Origin of the sequence: Methylobacterium endophyticum (genome assembly GCF_050591105.1) — a bacterium.
Lineage (GTDB): Bacteria > Pseudomonadota > Alphaproteobacteria > Rhizobiales > Beijerinckiaceae > Methylobacterium.
Window position 1 is genome coordinate 42,319 of the sequence record NZ_JBNHES010000011.1, and the last position, 22,941, is coordinate 65,259.

The following is a 22,941-nucleotide window of genomic DNA, read 5'->3' on the forward strand; positions in this document are numbered from 1 at the left end:
CAATCCGTCACGCAGCCCTCTCAAGCGCGCTCCTTCGAGACGCCGACGCTGCAAGGAGCGATATGCGCCTTCGCAGGTGCGAAGTCAACGAACGGGCTGGGCCGGCGGCGCCGATCCCGGCGCCCTGAAGAAATATTCGTCGCCGCCGAGCGAGCCGTAGACGAAGGGCTCCTGCTTCCGGCCGGTCTCGGCGAGCACGTCGTCGCGCACCAGCCCGAACAGGCGCCGGATCTCGATGCCCGGCCGGCCGATGTTGCGGGTGAGCGCCGCCACGAAGGGACTGTTGCGGGCGCCTGCCGCCCCGTCGAGGGCGGTCTGGCCGGCCTTGGCCGCGTAGGCGACCAGCGTCCCGCCGACCTGCGGCTCGACCTGGGCGAGGCCCCGCCCTATGCCGCGCGAGGCGACGGAGCGGGTCATCTGGGCGAGGAACGGGTTGTCGCGGCAGGCGTCGAGGATGACGAGGCGCAGCTTCCGCGCCCCCTCGATGCTGGCGAGCACCTGATCGAGGGGGACAGTCTCGAAGGCCACCGCCCGGTCGCTCTTCAAGCGGGCATCGACGGGGACGAGGTAGTTGACGCCCCCCATCTCCATGCCGTGCCCGGCATAGTAGACGAGCGCCCAATCCGCCTGCTCGGCCTCGGTGGAGAAGTCGGCCAGCGCCCGGCGCAGGGCGTCGTAGCCGAGATCCGACTTGAGATGGACGGTGCGGAACCCCGCCTCGCGCAGGGCCTGGGCCACGGTGGCGGCGTCCCGGAGCGGGTTGTCGAGCCGCCCGACGCTGGCATAGGCGCCGTTGCCGACGACCAGGGCGACGCGGGTCTCGGGCGGCAGGATCGCCGCCGGCGGAGCGGCCGGCGCGGGTTGGGCGGGGCGCGCGGAGAGGCGCGCGACGCCCTCGGAGGCCGCCAGGACCGACGCGGCGGCCGACGCCACCGAGGCGCTGACGGAGGCGGACGTCCCGGAGCGAGGCGGCACGGCGGGCGCCGTCCCGCCGGAGGACAGCTCGCTCCGCGCCCGGAGGAAGGCCGGATCGCGGCCGAGCGCCGGGTTCAGGCGCAGGGCGTCGGCGAAGTCGCGCGCGGCGCCGGCCGGGTCGCCGGCGTCGCGCAGCAGGTAGCCCCGGTTGCGATAGGCGTTGGCGAAGCCCGGATCGAGCCGCAGAACCTCGGCATAGTCGGCGATGGCCCCGGCGCGGTCTCCCTTGAGGTTACGGGCGATGCCCCGGTTGTAGAACGCCTTGGCGTATGTCGGATCGAGCCTCAGCGCCTCGGTGTAGTCGGCCACGGCGCCGTCGAGATCGCCCTTGTCCTTGCGCAGGAGGCCGCGATCGTAGGCGGCGTTGGCATTCTTCGGATCGAGGCGCAGGGTGGCGGTGTAGTCGGCGATGGCGCCGTCGCGGTCTCCCTTGGCGTGCCGGACGAGCCCGCGCGCGAACAGGCCGCGCACGCCGTTCGGATCGAGCCGCACCGCCTCGTCGGCGTCGGCCAGCGCGCGGTCGAGATCGCCCCGCTCGCGGTAGAGCCCCGAGCGATGGGCGAAGGCGTTGGCGAAGGTCGGATCGAGCCGGATCGATTCGTCGAGATCGGCGAGCGCCTTGGCCGGCTCGCGCCGGTCCCTGTTCAGGACGCCCCGGTTGTAGAACGCCTTGGCGTGCCTCGGATCGACGCGGATGGCTGAGTCGTAATCGGCGAGCGCCCGATCGGTCTCGCCCTTCTCCTTGAGCACGATACCGCGGTTGTTGAAGCTCTTGGCCGAGTTCGGGTCGAGCCGCACCGCCTCCGTATAGGCGGCGAGCGCCGCGTCGAGGTCGCCCCGCTCCTTGGCCGCGTAGCCGCGCTGGAAGGCGCGCTCGGCCTCGCTCTGGGCAGCGGGGGCCTGCGCTCCGGCGAGGAGGAGAGCGAGCAGGACCAGGCAGGCCCGCACGCACGAGACGACGCCGGCCCCTCGCATGCTCCCGCTCCGCTCCCCCGTGGCCGCCGACCGTAAACCATGGAGACGCGTCGCGCGCCCCGCGTCAACCGGTTCGGCACGGCGCGTGCTGACGCTCGCCATCATGCAGATCAGCGCCGCCTTTCGTCCTGCGACGACACATGACCGGTCCAGCGACCGGGCCAAGCCGGAACGTCCGGCGTCGCGCCCGGCCGCCGCCGTGCTACAAGGCGCCTCCGCGAGCCCGGCCTCGCGGGAGGCCGACGCCCCCGGATCGGCCGGCCGGGCCACTCCGGGACGTCCGATGCTCGCGCGCCATACCGTCACCTATGTGGGCTCGCGCGCCTTCGCGGCGGCGCTGAACCTCGGCTCGGTGGCGGTGTTCACCCGGCTCGCGCCGCTCGAGAGCTACGGGACCTATCTCTACATCTTCTCCTGGGCGCTGGTGGTCTACGGGGCCACCTGCCAATGGCCGAAATTCGCGTTCTTCGCCCTCTACGACGAGGCGCGCGGCTCAGGGCAGGTCGACACGGTGGTGCGCATCCTGTGCGGGACGCTGGCGCTGGCCGCGCTCGCCTGCGGGCTCGCCGTCGCCCTCGGCTTCGCCGCCCCCCGCACCGCCTTCGCCATCGTGGCCGCCGCCGCCGGGATGACCGTCTTCGAGGGCGCCACCGAGATCGCGCGCACGCGGCTGTCGGCGGGGCCGGTGGCGGCCTCCGTGGTGGCGCGCGGCATCCTGGTGCTGGTGCTCGGCAGCGCCAGCCTCAAGCTGACCGGCGACCCGGTCCATCTGGCCCTCGCGGTCGCGGCCGCGAACATCCTCGCGGCGATCCCCGCCGCGCGCGTCGTCGCGCCGATGATGGGCGGCAAGCCGAGCCTCGCGGAAGCGCGGCGCCTCCTCGCCTATGGCTGGCCGCTGGTGCTCTCCTTCGGGATCGCGGCGCTGGCGCAGACCATCGACCGCCTCGTCATCGGCAAGACCATCGGCGCGGAGGATCTCGGCGCCTACGGCGCCATCGCCGACTTCCTCAAGCAGAGCTTCCTCGTCTTCGGCGAGAGCATCGCCTTCTCGATGATCTCCATCGCCAAGCGCGACGCCCGCGCCGGCGGCATGGCGGCGGCCGAGGGCGTGCTCAACGACGCCGCCCGCACGCTCACCCTCATCGCCGCCTTCGGGACGGTGTTCTTCCTGAGCTTCGACGACGTGGTGGTCGGCATCCTGCTCGGACCGGCCTACCGGGCGCAGGCGCTCGCTCTGGCCCCGATCCTGATCGCGGCGAGCGTGATCATGATGTTCCGGGCCTATTATTTCGGGCAGGTGATCTACTTCACCCGCACCAGCCATCTCGACGCGGTGGTGTCCCTCGTCATGCTCCTGACGGTGGGCGCGCTGTCGCTCGCGCTGATCCCGCATCTCGGCGTCACCGGAGCGGCGGTGGCCTTCGCCTGCGGCCAGGCGGCGGGCTGCGCGGTGTTCATCGCCGGAAGCCGGATCGGGCCCGGCCGCGCGGGTCCGCGCATGCCGCTGCCCGTGGCCGACCTGCTCGGCATCGTCGCCTGCGCGCTCGCCTGCGCCGGGCTGATGGCCGCCCTCGGCATGCTGCCGGGAGGAAGCGCCCCGATGGTGCGGGCGGTGAAGTTCGTGCTGCTCGTCGCGGGCTTCGCGGCCGCCGCCTGGCGCTTCAACCTCGCGGGCATCGCCGACGGCATCCGGGCCGCGAGGAAGGCCGCGTGATCATGCCGGCGCTCCTGCCCCCGGTCCCGGCGGCGCGCCCCCCCGGCGCGACGGACGCGGCGCTCGGGGAGGGCCTCCTCGCCTGCCTGCGGCCCCTCGACCCCGCCGCCCCCTGGCGCGACGCCTGGGCCGCCCTCGGCCGCGACGCGCTGGAGCAGAACCCCTTCTACGAGGCGGATTTCGCGCTTGCCGCAGCCCAAGCCTTCGGCGAGGGCGTGAGCCTCCTCATGATCGCCGACAGGCCGCCGGAAGCGCCGGGCGCGCGGCTGCTGGCGGCCTGGCCGTTCCGGCGGGTGCGGGCGCGCTGGGGCCTGCCGCTGCCGGTGCTGATGGGCTGGACGCACGGGTTCTGCGCCTACGGCGTGCCGCTCCTCGACGGGGCCGAGCCGGAGCGGGCGCTCGACGCGCTGCTGCGGGCGCCGCGCGCGCTGTCCTTGAGCCCGCGCCTGCTGATGCCGAACCTGCCGCGCGAGGGCGCCTTCGCGGCGCTGCTCGAGCGCCATCTCGCCCGCGCCGATACACGCTCGGCCGCCTATTGGAGCCACGAGCGGGCGCTCCTCGACCTCTCCGGGCTGAGCCCCGAAGAGCGGGCGGGCTATCTCGGGCACATGCCGGGGGAGCGCCGCCGCAAGCTCCGCCAGCGCCTAGCACGCCTGGAGAAGCCGGGGCCGGTCGCCTTCGAGACCCTGCGCGCGCCAGCGGCGCTGGCGGCGGGCATCGAGGACTACATCGCCCTCGAGGCGGCCGGCTGGAAGGGCGCGGCCGGCACGGCCATCGCGGATTCGCCGGCCGAGACCGCGTTCATGCGCGCGATGGTGGCCGGGCTCGGCGAGCGGGGCGGCGTGCGCATCGACCGCCTGCGCCGCGACGGGCGCACGCTCGCCGCCTCGGTCCTGCTCGCCACGCGGGACACCGCCTGGTGCCTCAAGATCGCCCATGACGAATCCGAGGCGCGCCACTCCCCCGGCGTGCAGCTCGTCCACCGGCTGACGCGGGACATCCTGTCCGCGAAGACCCCGGCCTTCGTCGATTCCTGCGCGGCGCCGGACTACCGGCTCGGCGAGATGTTCTGGACCGGCCGGCGCAAGATCGCCCACCGCCTGATCGAGGCGGATGGCGGCGATCCGCTCTTTCCCCTCGCCGCCGGGCTGGAGCGGGCCCGCGAGAGCGTCGCCCGCTTCCGGGCACGCCGCCGCAAGGGCGGCTGAGGCGGCGCCGGGGACCCTCAATCCGGCTCGTCGAACCGGCTCCTGCGGAACGCCTCGCGGCCGGCACCGTCGAGGATGCGCACGGCATCCGCCGAGGGGCCGGAACGCTGCGGGACGCGGGCGCGGGCGAACAGGCGCAACGCCCGTTCCTGCGCGCCCTCCAGATCCTCGACGCGCACGGAGACCCGGCTCAGGATCTCCTCCTCCTCCGGCCCCAGGATCTCGATATGGAAGGTTTCCCGGACGATCATCCCTGTCCGATCCCTTTCGGCATGGTGCCGCAGGCAGCGGCCATGGTCTCGATCCGCGCGAGCGTGTCGTGGAAGGCCGACCAGTCGTCGCTCTCGGCGATGGGCGCCCAGATCGCCTCCACCTCGTCGATGAGCAGGGTGCAGGGCTCGGAGCCCGCGAAATAGGGCAGGGCGAGCCGCCCGGCATCGACGGGCGCGATCCCCTCGAAGGCCCGCTTCACGGGGGCGAAGGCATCCGAGGCGTAGGTCTCGGAGAGCGGGCTCGCCGCCGCCCGCTCGGCGCTGGCGAGACCGCCGTACCAGTCGAAGAACAGGCGCTCGAAGGGGGGCCGCGCCTCTGTCTGGAAGCGCCAGAACGCCGAGACCAGCCGGTCGGTCGCCTCCTGCGGCGCCGGGGCGAGGCCGAGGCGGGAAAACAGCGCGCCGGCGAATCCTTCCTGAAGGGCCGGGCCGTAGCTTTCGAGGGCGGCCTCCAGCCGCTCCTGCGGGCAGAGCGGAATCAGGCATTCGGCGAGCCGGCTCAGGTTCCAGAACAGCGCCTCCGGCTGGCGGGCGAAGCTGTAGAGGCCGCTCGTGTCGAAATAGGCCGCCGTGAAGCGCGGATCGAAGCGCGGCAGCCAGCGCCAGGGGCCGTAGTCGAAGCTCTCTCCGGTGACGTTGATGTTGTCCGAGTTGAGCACCCCGTGGACGAAGCCCGCGGCCATGATCTGCGCGCCCATGCGCGCGACGCGGGCGACGACGTCGCCGAGGAAGCCGGCGGCGCGGTCCTCGACGCCCTCGCGCCACAGTTCCGGCCGGTGCGTCGCGATGGTGTGGTCGAGAAGGCGGGCGATGTTGTCGGTCTCGCCGAGCGCCAGCAGGCGCTGGAAGCTGCCGATGCGGATATGCCCGTGGCTGAGCCGCACCAGCACGGCGGAGCGGGTGGGGGAGGGCTCGTCGCCGCGCTCCAGCGCCTCGCCGGTCTCGATCAGGCTGAAGCTCTTCGAGGTCTCGACGCCCTGTGCCTCAAGCAGGGAGGTCGCCAGCACCTCGCGCACGCCCCCCTTCAGGGTGAGGCGCCCGTCGCCGGCCCGCGACCACGGGGTGGTGCCGCTGCCCTTGGTGCCGAGGTCGAGGAGGCGCCCGTCGCGCAGGTCGTGGAGCTGCGCGAACAGGAAGCCGCGCCCGTCGCCGAGATCCGGGTTGTAGGAGCGGAACTGGTGGCCATGGTAGCGCAGCGCCAGCGGCTCGGGAAAGCTCCCCGGCAGCGGCTCGAACAGGCCGAAGCGGGCGATCCACTCGGCATCGCTTAAGGAACCGAGCCCGACGCGCTCGGCCCAGGGACGGTTGCGGAACCGCAGCACCGTCTTCGGAAACCGCGCGGGCGCGACGACGTCGTAGAAGTCGGGTCCGAGATCGGCATGCCGGCGCGAGGGGCGCGGGGCGGTGTCGTCGCTCGTCGGCTCCAAGCCCTGGCCCTTTCCCTGCCGGCCCCCAACGCGGGATGCCGTCCATCGCGGATCGCGCGCTCCGGGTCCAGCCCGAAAAGCCCGAGACACGCTGCGGGTTAAAGCCGCCGGGCGCGCAAGCGTTTCAAGACGGCGGCGCGGGGGGAGGGGGAGCGGGCGCGAAGACGAGGCGCTGGTAGACGAGGCCGATCCCGATCAGCGCCGCGCCGAGCCCGAGGAAGGAGAGCGCCCGCAAGGGGCCCTCCAGACCGGCGAGATCGAACAGGAAGACCTTGACGGTCGCCAGCCCCACCAGGCCGGCCGAGGCGAGCCGGGCGGTCCGCGAGCCCCGCAGGACCCCGTAGGCCAGCATCACCAGCCCAAGCCCGAGCCAGGCGGCGGAATAGGCGTACCATTCCCCCTGGCTCGTCGTCCGGTCGAGGCCGATGCGAGGGCCCTGGAAGCCGTGCCGGATGGCGAGCGTCAGCCCGAGCAGGCCGAGCAGCAGCCCGAGACCGGCGGCCCCGCGCACGTACCAGAGCGGGCGCGTCGGCCGCGCCAGCCTCGCGAGCCCGAGGGCCGCCAGCGCCGGCAGGCCATAGGCCGCGACGATGCCGTTGACGAGCAACCCGCCCGCCACCGGCTCGTCGGTGAGCCAGGGATTCGCCACGAGCGCCAGCCCGGCCAGCCCCTGGAGCATCGCCAGCGCCCCGAAGGCCAGCGAGCCGATGCGGATCACCGCCGAGCCATGCACGCCGTCGAGCCGGACCAGCACCGCCGCGAAGCCCAGCGAGGACAGGGTCATCAGCCCCTGCTCGAGGAGGCCCGTCTCGCCCGCCAGGATGTCGCCGTCGTTGGCGGCGTGGCGGATCTCGAAGAACACCAGCAGTGCCGTCAGCACCAGCGCCAACGTCTGCGCCACCAGGACAGGAGCGTCGGGCGCGCGTCCGGGCAACCGGATCAGCCGCGCGGACAGCCCGAAGGCCAGGGCCGGCAGGCCGTAGCCGAGCAGCAGCCCGTTGAGGATCGGCGTGCGCGAGAGGTCCGGTCCGACCACGGTCGGGTCCCAGGCGAGCCGGGCCGCCACCACGATGCCGAGCCCCGCCACGCACCAGCGCAAGGCCGGGATGTCGAGGCGGCGCGCGACTCCGGCCGTGCCGAGGGCGGCGAGCGCCATGGCGAGCGTCAGCGATCCCCCCGCCAGCCCGAAGACCAGCCCGAGCGCCAGCGCCGCCACCGCCGCCGAGGCGAAGGCGCCCGTGCCGAGCAGCAGGGCGGGGGAGGGGGTGGCCTCTCCCTGCCGGCGGAAGAGCCCCGCGAGCCACACGAAGCCGAGGGCCAGGGCGCCGGCCGCCGCCGCGAATCCCGGCGCGACCTCCCCGTGGGCGAGGCGCAGATAGGCGAGCGCCAGGGCCGCGAGCGGCGTCAGCGCGGCGCCTGCGGCATGGATCAGCACCGCCGCCGGGGGCAGGCGGCTCCCGCCGAGAAGCCGCAACGCCCCGGCGCCCGCGACGCCGAGGCTCGCGACGAGCGCGACGGCGATCAAAGCGCCCGCATTCCCCGCATCGCGCAGCAGGTTTTCCGTCATCCCGACCGAACCGTCCGGCGCGGGCCAGACGATCATTGCCCCCGCGAGCAGGGCGCCGGCGACGGGCAGGCCCGCGCAGGCCGGCGCGGACAGGAACGCGGCGGCGGCCGGGATCGCGATGCCGGCCAGCGCCGCGACGATCCAGCCGGCGCCGACGCCGCCCCAGGCATTCTCCCTCAGGACCAGGAGGGTCACGGCCGCCCCCGCCGCGAGGGCGCCCGAGGCGAGGCGCTGCGGTGCTCCCTCCTCGTCCGGCCTGCCGCGCCCCGGCAGCACGGCGAAGACCAAGGCGGCGAGCCCCGCCTCGGCGGTCACATGGAAGAGGGCGGCCCCCGTGCCGGCGGCGCGGCCGAGCAGCAGGCTCCAGACGGCGGCGGCCAGCGCCGCCGCCAGAGCGAGCGCGCGCCATCCCCGGTTCCAGGCGAAGGCATAGGCGAAGCCGGCGACGACGGGCAGGTAGAGCGCCAGCGGCCAGGCTCCGCTCCGGCCGCCGCCGATGAGCAGCGGCGCCCCCATGGCGCCGACGAGGCCGATGCCGGCGAGCGCCGGGCCGTGCAGCAGGGCGGCGGCCATGGCGGCGAGCCCCGTCGCGCCGAGCCCGATGAAGGCGAGCGAGGGCCCGAGAAAGCCGTAGAGCGCATGGGCCGCGTAGAGGGTGCCGAACAGCGCCACGGTGCCTGCCGCCGTCACCATCGCCGGGATGTCGGGCCGCAGGCCGGGCGCGGGATCCGTCCCGCGCAGGCGCCGCCGCAGGGCCTCGCCCCCGGCGAGCAGTGCGAACGCCAGCAGGACGCCGAGGCCGATCCGCGCGGCGGGCCCGAAGAAGCCCCGCTCGACGGAATAGCGCACCAGCAGCACCGCCCCCAGCGCCAGGGCGAGCCCGCCGACCCAGACCGTCCAGCGGGTGCCGAAGCGTTCCTCGAAGGACGGCCGGGCGGCCTTGGCCTTCGGGGCAGGCTCGGGAATGACCCTGGCGGCGATCCCGGACGGCGGCGGCGGGACGGCGGCCACGGGCGCAGCGGGGGGCGGAGGCGGGGCGGTCCAGGCGTCGGTAACGGGCCCGACCGGGCGCGCGGGGACCTCGGGGATCGCCGCAGGGGAGGGCGAGGAAGGGGAGGGCGCGGGAGAGGGCGAGGGCGCGGCGCGGGGGCGCCGTTCCAGCTCCGTCAGCCTCGCCTCCAGCCGCATGAGGCGCCCCCGCTGCACGAGCGCCAGCACGAAGGCGACCGGCCCGGAGAGGGCGGCCAGGAAGGCGAGAACGGCAAGGCTCAGCAGGAGCGTCGTTTCGGAATCGAACATCGACCGGGAGCGCCGTTGGAGGATCGCGCCGCTTAGCGGCCGGACGTGAAGAAATCCGTGCGCTGGCTCACGCCGCGTTCGGCCGGGCGCCGGAAGCGGCCTCGCAGGCCGCGACGGGGCGGTTGACCCTCGCGATCATTCAGCCTATGCCCTGCCCGCATCGGCACCGGGGCCGGCCACAGCCGCCCGCCCCTTACGCGTCGATTCCTGAAACCCGTTCTGGTCCAGCGGGTTCGGTGGGGGATAGTTTAACGGTAGAACAGTGGACTCTGACTCCTCTAGTCCAGGTTCGAATCCTGGTCCCCCAGCCACTGAAAATCCTAACTCATTCGGATCGTTGAGCCTCTCGCGCGGGCGCCCCGCAGCGTGAGCTCTCGGTCGCGCGCCCTCGCGACAAAAGCGGTCCGGCCTCGCCCTTCGCGGGCCTTTCCGGGATCCCGCGCCGATGGGGCAGGGCGCTCGCCGTGGGCGGCGCCCCGCACCGGTCCGGCGCGCGCTATGCCCGGATGAAGGCCAGCAGGTCCGCGTTGATCACCTCGGCATTGACCGTGTGCATGCCGTGCGAGAAGCCCGGATAGATCTTGAGCGTGCTGTCGGCGAGGAGCTTGTCCTGGAGGAGGGCAGCGTTCTCGTAGGGAACGACCTGGTCGTCGTCGCCCTGCATGACGAGCGTCGGCACCGTGATCGCCTTCAGGTCCTCGGTCTGGTCGGTCTCGGAGAAGGCCGCGATGCCTTCGTAATGGGCCTTGGCGCTGCCCATCATGCCCTGGCGCCACCAGTTGCGGATGGTCCCCTGCGAGACCGCCGCGCCCTCGCGATTGTAGCCGTAGAAGGGGCCCGCCGGCACGTCGAGGAAGAACTGGGCGCGGTTGGCGGCCAGCGCCGCGCGGAACCCGTCGAACACCGCCATCGGCGTGCCGCCCGGATTGCCCTCGGTCTTGACCATCAGCGGCGGAACCGCGCCGATCAGCACCGCCTTGGCCACCCGGCCCTGCGGCTGGCCGTACCGGGCGACGTAGCGCGCGACCTGCCCGCCGCCGGTGGAATGGCCGATATGGACGGCGTTCCTCAGGTCGAGATGCTCGGCCACCGCCGAAGCGTCGGCGGCGTAGTGGTCCATGTCGTGGCCGTCGGAGACCTGCGCCGAGCGGCCGTGCCCGCGCCGGTCGTGGGCGACGACGCGGAAGCCGTGCCCCAGGAAGAACAGCATCTGCGCGTCCCAGTCGTCCGACGAGAGCGGCCAGCCGTGATGAAAGACGAGGGGCTGCGCGTCCCTCGGGCCCCAATCCTTGAAGAAGATCTCCGTCCCGTCCCGTGTGGTCACGAACGTCATGGGGCTCTCTCCTCTTTGCGCGCGAAGGGGATTCGTTCCCGCGCCCGCGGAGAACACGACTGGCCGATCGGCGGGACGATGTCGATGGAGGGCCCATCCCGGCGCCCCGCGGAAAACACTCTTCGCGCAAACCTTTGCCGAAACAGGATTTTCGCAAGACCCCGAAGAGCCTACAGGCACAAGACGGCCACGTCATCCGGCGGATCGCGAAGGAACGCCCCCCGGTTCCGCTCATACATCTACCACCCCATGAGAACCCGATCGAGAAACAACGCGATTTCACTAGACGCCGCCCGAAATATTTTCCCTGTATCCTATATAATCAAAAAATACTTCGAGAGCGGCGCGGCAAGAAATAATCCGCCGGCACCGGGCGCCTTGCCGGGCTTTGGCCGACAGGGCATACATCCGGCCACGCGGCCGGCATGCGAGCGTCATGCGTATCAAGCGCACACCGACAATCCTGCAAATGGAAGCGATCGAGTGCGGCGCCGCCTCGCTGGCGATCATCCTCGCCCATCACGGCGCCTGGATCCCCCTCGAACGCCTGCGGGTCGCCTGCGGCGTGTCCCGCGACGGCAGCAAGGCGAGCAACATCATCAAGGCGGCCCGTCAGCTCGGCATGACGGCCAAGGGCTTCCGCAAGGAGCCCGAGGCGCTCGCCGCCATGCCGCTGCCGTGCATCCTGCACTGGAACTTCAACCATTTCGTCGTCTTCGAGGGCATCCGGGGCGGGCGCGTCTACATCAACGATCCGGCGATCGGCCGCCGGCAGACGGACCTGAAGGAGCTCGATCTCGCCTTCACCGGCGTGGTGCTGACCTTCGAGCCGACGCCGGCCTTCGCGAAGACCGGCGGGCGGCCGAAGGTCCTGCGGCTGCTGCTGCGGGGCCTGAGCGCGTCCAAGACCGCCGTGGCGCTGCTCGCCGCCGTCAGCTTCGCGCTCGTCGTCCCCGGCATCGTCATCCCGGCCTTCTCGAAGATCTTCGTCGACGACATCCTCATCCAGGGCAACACCTCCTGGCTGGTGCCGATGCTGATCGGCATGGCCCTGGCGGCGGCCTTCCGCGCGCTGGTCGCGGCCGTGCAGCAATCGCTGCTCCTGCGGCTCCAGACCAAGCTCGCCGTGGTGATGGTGAGCCGCTTCCTGTGGCACGTCCTCTCGCTGCCCATCGAGTTCTTCACGCAGCGTCATGTGGGCGACATCGCCAACCGCGTCGGAACCAACGAGCAGATCGCGACGCTGCTCGCTGGCGGCGTCGCCGCCAACGCGCTGAGCGGCCTCTCGGTGGTCTTCTTCGGGGCCGCGATGGCGGTGTTCGATCCGCTGCTGGCCGCCATCGGCATCGGGCTGTCGCTCCTGAACGTCGCCGCCCTCAAGCTCGTCTCCCGCCACCGGACGGATCTCAGCCGGGGCCTCGCCCTGGAGCAGGGCAAGCTCTCCGGCAGCACGGTGAGCGCGGTGCGCAGCATCGAGACCCTCAAGGCGAGCGGCCTGGAGGACGAGGCCTTCGCGCATTGGTCGGGCATCCAGGCGAAGTCGCTGAACGCGGAGCAGGGGCTCGGACTGTCCTCGACCCTGCTGGAGCTGATGCCGACGCTGCTCACCGGCCTGACGACGGCCGCCGTCCTCGGCATCGGCGGCCTTCGCGTCATCGACGGCTCGATGACGCTCGGCAGCCTCGTCGCCTTCCAGTCGCTGATGGCGAGCTTCTCCGAGCCGATCACGACGATCGTCAACCAGGCCGGCGCCGTGCAGACCATCGCGAGCGGGCTGGAACGCTTGCAGGACGTCTTCGGCTATCCGGTGCCGGACCGGGAGCGGCAGGGAGAGGCACCGGTCCCGCCCAAGCTCGCGGGCCGGGTCGAGCTCGACAACGTCGCCTTCGGCTTCTCTCCGCTCGAGCCCCCCCTGATCTCGGGGCTCTCCATCACGGTGGAGCCGGGCAGGCGGGTGGCCCTGGTCGGGGCGTCGGGCAGCGGGAAATCCACCCTCGGACGCCTGATCTGCGGTCTCCACCGCCCCTGGGAGGGGCAGATCAGGATCGACCGCCTGCCCCTCGAGAGCATCCCGGCCTCCGTGCTGGCGAACTCGCTGGCCTATGTCGACCAGGACATCTTCCTGTTCGAGGGCACCGCGCGGGACAACCTCACCCTGTGGGACGGGAGCGTCGGCGAGGCGGACCTGTCGCGGGCGCTGAAGGACGCGGCCATCCACGACGAGATCGCCAGCCGGGCGGGCAACTACGATTGCTACGTGGCGGAAGGGGGGGCGAATTTCAGCGGCGGCCAGCGCCAGCGCATCGAGATCGCGCGGGCGCTCGTGCCTGATCCTTCCGTCATCCTGCTCGACGAGGCCACCGCCGCCCTCGATCCGGTCACGGAGAAGCTGATCGACGACAACCTGCGCCGCCGGGGCTGCACCTGCATCGTCATCGCCCACCGCCTCAGCACGATCCGCGACTGCGACGAGATCATCGTGCTCGACGCCGGACGGATCGTCGAGCGGGGCACGCACGAGCAGCTCCTGGAGCGGCGCGGCAGCTACGCGCAGCTCCTGGCCCTGCAATGAGCGAGACGATGGAAGAGGGGCCGGCCCGGATCCCCCTCGACAGCCGGCGCCCGCATCGGCTCGACAGCCGGACGGACGCCCTCCGGGTCGTCGCCGGACATGTCGAGGTCTTCGCGATGGAGACCGCGCCCGGCGGGGCGGCGGGCGCGCGCCACCACCTGTTCCGGGTGGAGACGGGGGGCGTCCTCCTCGGCTTCCCCGGCCCCGACGCAGAGGAGGCCGGCGGCGTCGCGATCCTGGCCGTGGGGGGCTCCGATGCGCAGGCCGTCCCGGAGCCGCGCGGCGGGATCGACGGCCCGGCCCTCGCGCAATGGATCGGGCATCTCGCCGGAGCGATCGTCGGCCGCTATCCGGCCTGGGACATCCGAGAGGCCGGCACCGGAAGGGACGTGCTCGCTCCCGGCGAGCGCCGGCGCGGGGCGGCGCGCGGCCTCGTCTGGGCGTCGGTCGCGCGGGGATCGGCGCGGCTGATGGGGGTCGGCCCGGACTACGCGCAGGACGGACCCGCCGTGCCGCTGACCTCGGGCATGTGGATCGAGGCGGGGGAGGGCGGCTGCACGCTGGCCGGCGACCGGGCGCCCCCGAGCGGCAGCGCCCTCGCCGCCGCCCTCGACGCGTTCGATGCCTGCGCCCTCGGCTGCATCCGGGGCCGCCTGGCGGAGGAATCGGACAGGCAGGCGGCGCGCCTCGCGCAACGCGAGGAGCGGGCGGGCGCGGAGACCCTCGCCCTGTTCGACTCGCTGTCCCGCGTCATCGCGCGCCGGAACGCCGCGACGCCGACGGTCTCCGCGGGCCTCGAGGACCCGCTCTTTTCCGCCTGCGCGATCGTCGCCGGGGCCGGGCATGCGCGGCTGTCGCGCCCGTCCTCGTTCGGGGAGGAGGCCGACGACATCTCCTCCGTCTTCGACATCGCGCGGGCCTCGCGCCTGCGCGTCCGCCAGACCGTCCTGAGCGGGGAGTGGTGGCGCTGGGACGGCGGCCCGCTGCTCGCCTGGCTCGGCGAGGAGCGGAACCCGGTGGCGCTGCTGCCCGAGGGCCGGCGCGGCTACGTCATGGTCGATCCCGCCGCCGGCGGCCGGCGCCGGCGCGTCACGGCGGCCCTCGCCGCCGAGCTCTCGCCGCTCGCGGCGACGTTCTACCCGCCGCTGCCCGCGCGTCCGCTGCGGATGCGCGACCTCCTCGCCTTCGCGCTGCGGCACTCGCGCGGCAGCTACGGCCGGCTCGTGCTCTCGGTGGCCTTCATCGGGCTGCTGTCCCTGGTCACGCCGCTGATCACGCAGGCGATCGTGACCTCCGTCATTCCCCGCACGGAACTCGACCAGCTCGCCTATTGCGCCCTGGCGCTCGTGGTGACGACCGTCGCCGCGACCGGGGTGCAGCTCCTCGAGATGACGGCGCTGCTCAGGATCGAGGGCCTGATCGACTGGAAGCTCCAGGCCGCCGTCATCGACCGGATGCTGCGCCTGCCGGCCTCCGTCTTCCGCGCCTTCACCGTGGGCGACTTCGTCGACCGCGCGCTCGGCATCGAGGCGATCCGGCGCATCTTCACCGGCCAGACCCTGCGCAGCCTGATGTCGGGGGTGTTCGCCTGGTTCAGCATCGCGCTGATGGTCTATTACGACGGCAAGCTCGCCCTCGTGGCGCTCGCCCTGATCCTGTTCCGGGCGGCGGTGACGATCGCGACCTGCACGCTGCGGCTCTATTACGAAGCGCGGCACATCACCCTCGACGGCAAGGTCAGCGGCCTCGTCCTCCAGCTCCTCGCCGGCGTCGGCAAGCTCAGGGTCGCGAACGCGACGATGCGGGGGCTCGCCGTCTGGGGGGAGCAGTTCGCCACCGCCAAGCGGCAGTTCATCACCTCCCGGCGGATCGCGAACGCGCTCACCGTCTTCGACGGCTCCTTCGGCGTCATCGCCACGCTCGCCATCTTCTCGGCGGCCCTGTACCTGCAAAGCTCGCTGACGCGGGATCTCGGCGCCTTCCTGGGCTTCTTCGCCGCCTTCGGGCAGGCGATGGGCTCGATCGGGTCGTGGGCGACCGCCGTCAGCGATTCCCTCGCCGTCATCCCGCGCCTCACCCGGATGAAGCCGCTGCTCACGGGGGCGGTCGAGATCTCCGAGGACCGCAAGCCGCCGGGTCCCCTGTCCGGCGCCATCGAGCTGTCGCGGCTGACCTTCCGCTACGCCGAAGCGGGCCCGCCCATCCTCGACAACCTGACGCTTCGGATCGAGCCTGGCGAATACGTGGCGCTCGTCGGCCCCTCCGGCAGCGGAAAGTCCTCGCTGCTGCGGCTCCTGCTCGGCTTCGAGAAGGCGGAATCGGGCGCCATCTTCTACGACGGCAAGGCGATCGACACGCTCGACATCGGCGCGCTCAGGCGCCAGTTCGGCGTCGTCCTCCAGAACGGCAAGCTCTCCAACGGCAGCATCTACGACAACATCTGCGGCGGGGCGCAGCTCTCCCTCGAGCAGGCCTGGGAGGCGGCGCGGCTCGCCAGCCTCGACGAGGACATCCAGGCGATGCCCATGGGCATGCACACGGTGATCTCGGAGGGCGTCAGCACCATCTCCGGCGGGCAGCGCCAGCGCATCATGATCGCCCGCGCCATCTCGCGGCGGCCGCGCATCATCCTGCTCGACGAGGCGACCAGCTCCCTCGACAACCGCTCCCAGGCCGTGGTCAGCGCGGCGCTCGGCAACCTCGCCGTCACCCGCATCGTCATCGCCCACCGCCTCAGCACGGTCCGCGAGGCGGACCGCATCGTCGTCCTCGTGGACGGGAAGATCGTGCAGTCGGGCCCCTTCGACGTGCTGAGCGGCCAGCCGGGCGTCTTCGCCGACCTCGCCCAGCGCCAGCTCCTCTGAGCGGCGGCGCCCCCCGCGCTCACGAGGGGCGGGCGGAGGCCAGCACCTTGAGCATCCGGTGGAAGCGTTCCCCGGCCGCGGAGATCGAATCGAGCACGACGGCGTCGAGCTCGTCCCGCTCGGGCAGCGCCTCCGCGGGGGCGTCCGGTCCCGCGCCGACGCGGGCCGTCACGGAGCGCAGACGGTCGGCGAGGAAGACGGCGAGCGCGCGGTAGAAGCGGGCCGCGAAGCCGTCGTCGGCGCCCAGCCTGTCGAGAAGGGCCGCCTTGTCGATCGACAGGATCAGGCTGTCGCGCGCCGCGCGGATGGTGGCCGAGGCGGGCGCCGCCTCGACGAGCGACATCTCGCCGATCACCTCCCCGACGCCGAGCCGGGCGAGATGGCCCGCCCCCCGCGCCGAGACGAGAAGCTCGCCCTCCAGCACGATCCCCAGGAAATCGACGGGCGTCCCTTCGACGGTGAGCGTCCCGTCGGCCGGCACGCGGCGGCGGGTTCCGGCACCGGCCATCCAGGCGACGTCGGCGTCGGTGAGGAGACCGAAGACGTAGAGGATCTTGCGCATGCGGGAGCCGCCCTGTCGATTGCCCGGTCCCGCGCCGGGAGCCTGCCGTCCGTCCGCGCGGAGAACCGGGATCCCCTTCTCCCGGACATCCTAGTCCAGGATTCCGCTCAGCCGCCTCATCAACGGGAGGACGAGGTCGAGCGGGCGCTGCGAGCGGGTGGTGATCTCGCCCTTGACCAGGGTGCCGCTCGTCAGGTGGATCGGCGGCCCGGAGCCGACCGCCCAGCGGTAGCCGCTGACGGCGTTCTCGTCGACCGCGAGGCGCGCGACGGCGGCATAGGGCGCCCCCGAGCCGGTGAACTGCCTGACCAGGCTGTCGTTCTGCAAGACGGCCGACATGCCCTGGGGCGTCACCGGGAACTCGGACACCCGCAGGATGGTGCCGATCATGGTGCCGAACTCCTCGCGCTTGACCGTGCTCGGCTCCAGCCGGACCTCCATGCCCGGCTTGACGCTCTTGCCCCGGTCGGTGGGGATGTAGACCACCGCCTCCAGCACGGTGCCCCCGGCCTGGATCGCGGCCACGGGCGTCCCGACGCTGAGCACGGAGCCGGGAGCGATCTTCACCTCCACCACCTGTCCGTCGATGGGGCTGAGCACCTGGGTGTTCTGCCCGAGCTCGTCGGCGAGGCGGGCGACCTGGCGGCGCGCCTCGTTCCGGCGCTCCTCGCTCTCGCGGTTCTCCCGCTCGCGCTGCGTCTCCAGATCGGTCTGCGTGGTGCGCAGCTTGAGGATCTCGTTCTGGGCGTCCTTCCGGCGCTGGTCCGTGCCGGTGAGTTCCTGGCGCCGGTCCTCGACGGTCCGCCGGGTCACGTACCCCTTCCCCATGAGCATGGACAGGTTCTCGACGTCCTGGGTCAGGTAGGCGATGCGCTGGTCGGCGGCCTTCACGACCTGCTGGAACGCCTCCTCGAGCTTGGCGAAGTTCCTCGCCTTGGCGGCGAGCTCGGCCTTGACCTGCGCCACCCGGTCCGCGTGCTCGCGCTCGCGCTCGGCAAGGATGTCGCGCGCGCTCTTGAGATTCTGCTCCGCGTCGGTGCGCACCACCCGCGCGATCGGCTGGCCCTTCGTGACCCGGTCGTCGATGGCGACGTCGACGGAGGCGAGCCGGCCCGTCGTCGCCGAGACCGCGTCGACGATGCGCTCGCCGCTCCTGACCAGGATTCCCTCGGCGGGCGCACGGGTCGGGATCTGCCCGAGCACGCCCCAGGCGAGCAGGGTGCCGAGCAGCAGGAAGATCACGCAGATCATGATCCAGTCGAACGGCCGGATGATCCTGACGAGATGGTCGAGCTGCTCGGGGGAGGAGGCGCGCTCGATCGCGACGGCTCGGAACACCTGCTCCTGGGACCTCGCCATGGCATCTCCCGAAAATCGAAACGCGACGAGGCCCGCTGTCGATGGATCGTGCCGCCCATCATCAGTATTCGGGCGATGAAGGATCGACGGAACGAACTCATAGGCGCCCGCCGCGCCGAAGACCAGCACTCCGGCGGGGAGAGGATCGCGGCGGGGACTTCGGGACCGGCTCCCCGTCTGGTACGCTCGGGCGAAGCGTGGCGCTCATGCTGATCGAAGGACGGTTGCCGATATGGCTGACACGGGTGCCGGGACGATGGCGCGGCGGGGTCGTATCGGGATCTTTTCCCACCGGGCTCGGCGCGGGGCCGGCAGCCACCCGGCGGGTTCGGGAACCCCGCCCTTCGGAACGACGCCCGCCGCGCTCCTCCTCGGCCTCGCCCTGACCGGCCTCGGCGGCGCGCCCGCATCGGCCGGCGTGCTGCCGAAGGAGGATTTCGAGCGCGTCACCAGCATCAAGACGAACTTCACGCAGACCATCGTCGGCCTGAGCGAGTCGCTGAGGCAGCCCGACCTCACGGAGGGCGAACGCGACTGCATGAGCACGATCTCGCAGGATCTCATCCAGATCGGCCAGGAGCTGTCCGGCTACGAGGCCCTGATGAAGATCGAATCGCAGCTCAACACCTACAGCGACGAGGGCACCACGCGGGAGATCGTGATCTTTGCCCTCAACAAGGCCCTCGACGTCCTCAACGCCGAGCGCAGGCGCCTCCTCCAGCCGCCCGACCAGTGCGCCCGCCTGCCCATCTCCAGCGGAAAGGCGAAATCGGTGCTCCAGATGATCGAGACCACCATCACGACGCTGCAATCCGTCCTGTCGCGGCTGTAGGGCGGCGCGGCGGCCGCCTTCCGATTTGACAGCGATGCGGAATGGGCTCGTCTTACCGCCGACATGGGCGATGGTGTTCTTCCCTCGGGAACGCACGGCCTGGGCGGGAGATCGACGGACGTCATGAGAGCGGGACGGAACGAACTGAAATACACGCTCCCGGCAGGTCTTGACGAGGCCGATCGATGATAGCCGATTCCCCGCTGGATTTCATCTTTCGGGAGCTGTTCTACAGACTTCCGGCCTATGCCGGAGCGTCCGACGTGTATCTGAAGATGGAAGGCTTCAGCGTCTCGGGCTCGATCAAGGTCAAGACCGCCATGGGACTGGTCGAGGACCTCGAAAGACGCGGCGCGGCTAGGCCGGGCCGGACCACCATCGTCGAATCCTCCTCCGGCAATCTCGGCATCGCCCTCAGCATCGTCTGCGGGATCAAGGGCTACCGCTTCGTCTGCGTGACCGACCCCGACACCACGGGCGCGAACATCCTGGGCATGCGCGCCTACGGCGCCGAGGTGATCGTCGTGGACCGGCGCGACGAGAACGGCGGCTACCTGGGTACGCGCTTCGCCCGCATCCGCGAGATCCTCGCCGCCGATCCCGACGCCGTCTGGCTCGATCAATCGGCCAATCCGGCCAACAAGGCCGTCCATGCCCGCGAGACCGCCGAGGAGATCCTGGCCGCGTTCCCGGCGCCGGACTGGCTCTTCCTCGCCACGGGGACCACGGGGACCTTCGTGGGATGCGCCGAGACGATGCGCCTGCGCAGCCCGCGCACCCGCATCGTCGCCGTCGAGCCGGAGGGGTCGGTGACGTTCGAAGGCTCCAAGGCCGCCCGGCGCAACATTCCCGGCATCGGCTCCAGCAGGCGGCCGGGCCTCGTCAGGCCCGAGCTCGCCGATGCCGTGCTCCATATCGACGAGGCGTCCACCGTGCGGACCTGCCGCGACTTCGTGCGGCACCACCATCTGCTGATCGGCGGCTCGACCGGATCGGTGCTCGCGGGGGTGCGGCGGATGAGCCACCGCTTCCGGCCGGGGGAGACGATCGTCGCGATCTCCCCGGACCTCGGCGACAAGTACCTGGACTCGGTCTACGACGACGCCTGGGTCGCCGAGCGCATCGGGCCGGTCGAGCCCCCGCGAGACGAGGCCGCATCATGAGCGCCGACGCGCCCGCCCAGCTCTCGCCCCGCGCGACGCCGTTCCACGTCGTTCCCGGCGCCGTCGTCGCCGACATGCTGAACGAGGACCGGGACGCCGTCCTCGATCTCGTGGCCGAGACCTACCGCCGCCATGCCGGCGGCCGGTCGGTGAACCCGGACAGCTATTTCCTGCGCTTTCCCGAGAAGCCGGCCTGCCGGATCATCGCCCTGCCGGCCCATCTCGGCGGCCCCGGCGAGATCGCGGGCCTGAAATGGATCGCGAGCTTTCCCGACAACCGCGCCGGCAACCTCGCCCGCGCCTCGGCCGTCGTGATCCTCAACGATTGCGAGACCGGCTATCCGATCGCCTGCCTGGAAGGCTCGGTGATCAGCGCCGAGCGCACGGCGGCCTCGGCGGCGCTCGCGGCGGAGGCCCTGAGCCCGGAGGGGCGCACGGGCACGCTCGCCATCGTCGGCTGCGGCCTGATCGCCCGCGCCGTGGTCGCGTGGCTGATCCACAGGCGGTGGCGGTTCGAGCGGGTCCTGCTCCACGACGCCGACCCGCGCGAGGCGGCGCGCTTCGCCGGCTGGCTGGAAGAACGGACCGGATGGCCGGTGACGGCGGCGGAGGCGCTCGCGGACGCCACGCGCGCGGCCTCCCTGGTGCTGTTCGCCACCACCGCCGGGGCGCCGCATGTGCCCCCCGGCGCCCTGGGCGAGGCTCCGACCGTCCTGCATCTCTCGCTGCGGGATCTCGGCATGCCGCAGATCCTGGCCTCGCAGAATGTCGTCGACGACATCGGCCACGCCCTCAAGGCGGCGACCTCCCTGCATCTCGTCGAGCAGGCCGTCGGACATCGCGGCTTCGTCCACGGCACCCTGGCCGACCTGCTCGACGGTCGCCTGGCCCCCGACCTCTCGCGGCCGCGGGTGTTCTCGCCCTTCGGGCTCGGCGTCCTCGACATCGCGCTCGGCGAGTTCGTCCTGCGGCGCGCCCGCGAGACCGGGGGCGCCGTCGCCATCCCGGATTTCTTCTCGCACGCCATGCGCTGGCCGGCCGCCGGGGGCGACACGGCCCGGTGAGGGTAGGGCCGGCCCTCAGACGATCCGCACCAGCACCAGACGCTTCTTGCCGACCATCAGCTTGATGATGCCGTCCGCGTCGCAATGCCCCGGCTCGACCAGGATGCCCGCGTCCGAGATCACCGCGTCGTTCAGGCGGACGCCGCCGCCGCTCGCCAGCCGGCGCGCCTCGGAGTTGGATTTCGCCAACCCGGCGCGGGCGACGAGGTTGGCGAGCGGCAGCCCGGCCTCGATCTCGTGCCGGGGAACCTCCAGCGTCGGGAGATCCGAGGAGAGCTTCCCGGCCGTCTCGAACGCCGACTGGGCGGCCGCGCGGGCGGCGTTGGCGGCGTCGCGGTCATGCACCAGCGCGGTCGCCTCGTCCGCGAGGATCTTCTTCGCCTCGTTGATCTCCGCGCCTTCCAGCCGCTCCAGCCGGGCGATCTCGTCCATCGGCAGTTCCGTGAACAGCTTCAGCAGCTTGCCGACATCGGCGTCGTCGCAGTTCCGCCAGAACTGCCAGTAGTCGTAGGGGCTGAACTGCTCCGCGTTGAGCCAGACCGCGCCGGCCAGGGTCTTGCCCATCTTGGCCCCGGCGCTGTTGAGCAGCAGCAGCGAGGTCATGCCGAACACCTGCGCGCCCGCCATGCGGCGGGTCAGCTCGACCCCGTTGAGGATGTTGCCCCACTGATCGGCGCCGCCCATCTGGAGCACGCAGCCGTGGCTGCGGTACAGCTCCAGGTAATCGACCGCCTGCATCAACATGTAGTTGAACTCGAGGAACGTCATCGGCTCCTCGCGGTCGAGGCGCATCTTGACGCTCTCGAAGCTCAACATCCGGTTGATGGTGAAGTTCACCCCGTAGTCGCGCAGGAACTCGATGTACCCGAGCTTCGACAGCCAGTCGATATTGTCGACCTCGATCGCCGCGCGCGGACCCGTATAGGAGACGAGCCGCTCGAACACCGTGCGGATGTGGCTCTTGTTCGTTGCGATCTGCGCGTCGGTCAGGAGCGGGCGCTGCTCGCTCTTGCCGGTGGGGTCGCCGACCTTGGTGGTGGCGGTCCCGGTCAGCAGGATCGGCCGGTGGCCGGTCTTCTGGAGCCAGCGCAGCATCATCAGGCTGATGAGGTTGCCGATATGCAGGCTCTTGGCCGTCATGTCGTAGCCGACATAGGCGCTGACCTCGCCCGAGGAGAGCTTCGCGTCGAGGCCCTCCAGATCCGTGCACTGGTTCAGGAATCCGCGCTCGCTCATCACGCGCAGGAAGTCCGACCGGAAGGAGGGAGAATTCATCGAGACAGCCTGTCGAAACGTCGCCCGGAGTGTCGCCCGCCCTCGCGCGGATCGGGATCCGGGCGGCGCGCCCCGCATGGGCCGCTGCTCATGCCGCAGGCGTGCCGCGACCACAAGGGCCGCGAATCCGCCCCCGGCTTACGCCGGGCCGGCCCGGCGCGCGGCGAGGTCGGATTTGTCGGAAATCGTCATTCTTCCGTCAATACCAATGTCCGGGTGTGCGTCGGCACGGACGGACAATGTTGATGCGTGGTTGTACCGAAAAAGAGTCGTCCTCGTCCCGTGAACGGCCTTGCCGGTCGCGTATCGGGCCGTAGAATGACGGCGGGTCTTTCACGCGCCCGGATGCGAGACCGGGCCTCCGGCGATCTGCTGTGGCAGCAATCTGGGGTGCGACATGGCCGACGGGCGTGGTCTTGCGACACGGGCGCGCTTGTCCCCCGGCGGCCCGCCCCGTCGTTCCCCGGACGCCTGACGCCG

15 protein-coding genes and 1 tRNA gene are annotated in these 22,941 nt (G+C 71.9%); 8 read left to right on the forward strand and 8 right to left on the reverse strand.

Features of this window, described 5'->3' with window-relative positions:
* Nucleotides 1-84 precede the first annotated feature (84 nt).
* Nucleotides 85-1,950 (reverse strand): tetratricopeptide repeat protein, encoded by a 1,866-nt coding sequence (locus ACP56T_RS13575; protein WP_430912660.1) that lies wholly within the window; start codon nucleotides 1,948-1,950, stop codon nucleotides 85-87.
* Nucleotides 1,951-2,233: 283 nt separating this feature from the next.
* Between ACP56T_RS13575 and ACP56T_RS13580 the strand changes: the two genes are divergently transcribed.
* Together ACP56T_RS13580 and ACP56T_RS13585 are read left to right on the forward strand one after the other, a co-directional pair.
* Nucleotides 2,234-3,664, forward strand: a complete 1,431-nt coding sequence (locus ACP56T_RS13580) for a lipopolysaccharide biosynthesis protein (RefSeq protein WP_430912661.1) — start codon at nucleotides 2,234-2,236, stop codon at nucleotides 3,662-3,664.
* A gap of 2 nt (nucleotides 3,665-3,666) precedes the next feature.
* On the forward strand, nucleotides 3,667-4,872 hold the full coding sequence (locus ACP56T_RS13585; protein WP_430912730.1) for a GNAT family N-acetyltransferase: 1,206 nt from the start codon (nucleotides 3,667-3,669) through the stop codon (nucleotides 4,870-4,872).
* 17 nt (nucleotides 4,873-4,889) lie between these two features.
* Here the strand turns inward: ACP56T_RS13585 and ACP56T_RS13590 are convergent, their stop codons facing one another.
* From ACP56T_RS13590 to ACP56T_RS13600, 3 genes are all read right to left on the reverse strand, one after another.
* Nucleotides 4,890-5,123 (reverse strand): hypothetical protein, encoded by a 234-nt coding sequence (locus ACP56T_RS13590; RefSeq protein ID WP_430912662.1) that lies wholly within the window; start codon nucleotides 5,121-5,123, stop codon nucleotides 4,890-4,892.
* Nucleotides 5,120-6,571, reverse strand: coding sequence for a protein adenylyltransferase SelO (locus tag ACP56T_RS13595; protein ID WP_430912663.1), 1,452 nt, complete (start codon nucleotides 6,569-6,571; stop codon nucleotides 5,120-5,122). Before ACP56T_RS13595 ends, ACP56T_RS13590 begins: the two co-directional genes overlap by 4 nt.
* 124 nt (nucleotides 6,572-6,695) lie before the next feature.
* Complete coding sequence (locus ACP56T_RS13600; RefSeq protein ID WP_430912664.1) at nucleotides 6,696-9,437, reverse strand: DUF2339 domain-containing protein; 2,742 nt, start codon at nucleotides 9,435-9,437, stop codon at nucleotides 6,696-6,698.
* Nucleotides 9,438-9,674: 237 nt separating this feature from the next.
* On the opposite strand from ACP56T_RS13600, the gene ACP56T_RS13605 reads away from it, so the two are divergent.
* A tRNA-Gln gene (locus ACP56T_RS13605) sits at nucleotides 9,675-9,748 on the forward strand.
* Nucleotides 9,749-9,933: 185 nt separating this feature from the next.
* Here ACP56T_RS13605 and ACP56T_RS13610 read toward each other — a convergent pair.
* Nucleotides 9,934-10,770 (reverse strand): alpha/beta fold hydrolase, encoded by an 837-nt coding sequence (locus ACP56T_RS13610; RefSeq protein ID WP_430912665.1) that lies wholly within the window; start codon nucleotides 10,768-10,770, stop codon nucleotides 9,934-9,936.
* A gap of 436 nt (nucleotides 10,771-11,206) precedes the next feature.
* Between ACP56T_RS13610 and ACP56T_RS13615 the strand changes: the two genes are divergently transcribed.
* A complete protein-coding gene (locus ACP56T_RS13615; RefSeq protein ID WP_430912666.1) occupies nucleotides 11,207-13,342 on the forward strand; it encodes an NHLP family bacteriocin export ABC transporter peptidase/permease/ATPase subunit in 2,136 nt (711 codons plus the stop codon).
* A gap of 8 nt (nucleotides 13,343-13,350) precedes the next feature.
* Nucleotides 13,351-16,206, forward strand: a complete 2,856-nt coding sequence (locus ACP56T_RS13620; RefSeq protein WP_430912667.1) for an NHLP bacteriocin export ABC transporter permease/ATPase subunit — start codon at nucleotides 13,351-13,353, stop codon at nucleotides 16,204-16,206.
* A gap of 19 nt (nucleotides 16,207-16,225) precedes the next feature.
* On the opposite strand, the gene ACP56T_RS13625 is transcribed toward ACP56T_RS13620, so the two are convergent.
* Entirely contained in the window at nucleotides 16,226-16,768 is a 543-nt protein-coding gene (locus ACP56T_RS13625) for a cyclic nucleotide-binding domain-containing protein (RefSeq protein WP_430912668.1), read from the reverse strand.
* 90 nt (nucleotides 16,769-16,858) lie between these two features.
* Nucleotides 16,859-18,127, reverse strand: a complete 1,269-nt coding sequence (locus ACP56T_RS13630; protein WP_430912669.1) for an NHLP bacteriocin system secretion protein — start codon at nucleotides 18,125-18,127, stop codon at nucleotides 16,859-16,861.
* 232 nt (nucleotides 18,128-18,359) lie between these two features.
* Here ACP56T_RS13630 and ACP56T_RS13635 point away from each other — a divergent pair, with 232 nt between their 5' ends.
* The 3 genes from ACP56T_RS13635 (at nucleotide 18,360) to sbnB (ending at nucleotide 21,186) form a co-directional block, all read left to right on the forward strand.
* Nucleotides 18,360-18,959, forward strand: coding sequence for a hypothetical protein (locus tag ACP56T_RS13635; RefSeq protein WP_430912670.1), 600 nt, complete (start codon nucleotides 18,360-18,362; stop codon nucleotides 18,957-18,959).
* Nucleotides 18,960-19,144: 185 nt separating this feature from the next.
* Complete coding sequence (sbnA, locus tag ACP56T_RS13640; RefSeq protein WP_430912671.1) at nucleotides 19,145-20,122, forward strand: 2,3-diaminopropionate biosynthesis protein SbnA; 978 nt, start codon at nucleotides 19,145-19,147, stop codon at nucleotides 20,120-20,122.
* The gene (gene sbnB, locus ACP56T_RS13645; RefSeq protein ID WP_430912672.1) at nucleotides 20,119-21,186 is read left to right on the forward strand and encodes a 2,3-diaminopropionate biosynthesis protein SbnB; all 1,068 of its coding nucleotides are present in this window, start codon (nucleotides 20,119-20,121) and stop codon (nucleotides 21,184-21,186) included. Before sbnA ends, sbnB begins: the two co-directional genes overlap by 4 nt.
* A gap of 15 nt (nucleotides 21,187-21,201) precedes the next feature.
* On the opposite strand, the gene tyrS is transcribed toward sbnB, so the two are convergent.
* Nucleotides 21,202-22,461: a tyrosine--tRNA ligase gene (tyrS, locus tag ACP56T_RS13650; RefSeq protein WP_430912673.1), complete on the reverse strand. Its 1,260-nt coding sequence runs from the start codon at nucleotides 22,459-22,461 to the stop codon at nucleotides 21,202-21,204.
* Nucleotides 22,462-22,941 lie beyond the last annotated feature (480 nt).

Coding starts and splice junctions, on each gene's coding strand:
- ACP56T_RS13575 (WP_430912660.1), bottom strand. CDS start 1,950: ATGCGAGGGGCCGGCGTCGTCTCGTGCGTGCGGGCCTGCCTGGTCCTG.
- ACP56T_RS13580 (WP_430912661.1), top strand. CDS start 2,234: ATGCTCGCGCGCCATACCGTCACCTATGTGGGCTCGCGCGCCTTCGCG.
- ACP56T_RS13585 (WP_430912730.1), top strand. CDS start 3,667: ATGCCGGCGCTCCTGCCCCCGGTCCCGGCGGCGCGCCCCCCCGGCGCG.
- ACP56T_RS13590 (WP_430912662.1), bottom strand. CDS start 5,123: ATGATCGTCCGGGAAACCTTCCATATCGAGATCCTGGGGCCGGAGGAG.
- ACP56T_RS13600 (WP_430912664.1), bottom strand. CDS start 9,437: ATGTTCGATTCCGAAACGACGCTCCTGCTGAGCCTTGCCGTTCTCGCC.
- ACP56T_RS13610 (WP_430912665.1), bottom strand. CDS start 10,770: ATGACGTTCGTGACCACACGGGACGGGACGGAGATCTTCTTCAAGGAT.
- ACP56T_RS13615 (WP_430912666.1), top strand. CDS start 11,207: ATGCGTATCAAGCGCACACCGACAATCCTGCAAATGGAAGCGATCGAG.
- ACP56T_RS13620 (WP_430912667.1), top strand. CDS start 13,351: ATGGAAGAGGGGCCGGCCCGGATCCCCCTCGACAGCCGGCGCCCGCAT.
- ACP56T_RS13625 (WP_430912668.1), bottom strand. CDS start 16,768: ATGCGCAAGATCCTCTACGTCTTCGGTCTCCTCACCGACGCCGACGTC.
- ACP56T_RS13630 (WP_430912669.1), bottom strand. CDS start 18,127: ATGGCGAGGTCCCAGGAGCAGGTGTTCCGAGCCGTCGCGATCGAGCGC.
- ACP56T_RS13635 (WP_430912670.1), top strand. CDS start 18,360: ATGGCTGACACGGGTGCCGGGACGATGGCGCGGCGGGGTCGTATCGGG.
- sbnA (WP_430912671.1), top strand. CDS start 19,145: ATGATAGCCGATTCCCCGCTGGATTTCATCTTTCGGGAGCTGTTCTAC.
- sbnB (WP_430912672.1), top strand. CDS start 20,119: ATGAGCGCCGACGCGCCCGCCCAGCTCTCGCCCCGCGCGACGCCGTTC.
- tyrS (WP_430912673.1), bottom strand. CDS start 22,461: ATGAATTCTCCCTCCTTCCGGTCGGACTTCCTGCGCGTGATGAGCGAG.